At 38.8% G+C, this 595-nt stretch carries 1 protein-coding gene and 1 pseudogene; one reads left to right on the forward strand and one right to left on the reverse strand.

The genetic code is table 11. The features are described from left to right. Window positions 1-189, reverse strand: a pseudogene (locus tag R7Z77_RS26915) (transcriptional regulator); the annotation flags it as partial. Between the two features lie 178 nt (window positions 190-367). On the opposite strand from R7Z77_RS26915, the gene R7Z77_RS26920 reads away from it, so the two are divergent. Beyond that, entirely contained in the window at window positions 368-553 is a 186-nt protein-coding gene (locus R7Z77_RS26920) for a DUF2892 domain-containing protein (RefSeq protein ID WP_005460908.1), read from the forward strand. Window positions 554-595: the final 42 nt, after the last annotated feature.

Genomic DNA, 595 nt, shown 5'->3' on the forward strand with positions numbered 1-595 from the left:
CGTTAAGTGCTGTGAAAAGGCGGATTGGCTAAGGAACGAGTTCTTTTGCAGTTCCCCAACACCAACTTCACCTTGGGTCAGTTGGCACAACACCATTAGCCTTTCCGGATGTGCCATTACTTTTAGGAGATCAGCAGCTTCATTGGCATTGCCTTTCATTGCTGCTACATCCATATCTGTATAGCTCATGACTCACCTCTACATTAAAAACTAAATTAGATATTACTAAAACAATATCTTTAGTCAACACTAAATTAGCAATTGTGAATTTAGATAAATTAACATTAGACATTTCTAATTTAGTTAATTATAGTGATGAACATCAAAGGATGGCGTTCTCAGTTTGAGAGTACGAAGGAGAAGAGTTATGACGTTAGAAAATGCAGTACGAGTTTTTGCAGGCACGATGGTATTGGTCTCGGTCATACTAACCGTGTTCGTTCACAGTAACTTCATTTGGTTCACCGTGTTTATCGGCGTTAATCTTATTCAAAGTGCTTACACGGGAATCTGCCCTGCTGCTTATTTTTTAAAGAAATTTGGTTTTAGATAATCTAGAGCGCAGTGACCTTTCACACAGGCTATTCGTGAAAGG

Source organism: Vibrio sp. 1401 (assembly GCF_033340295.1).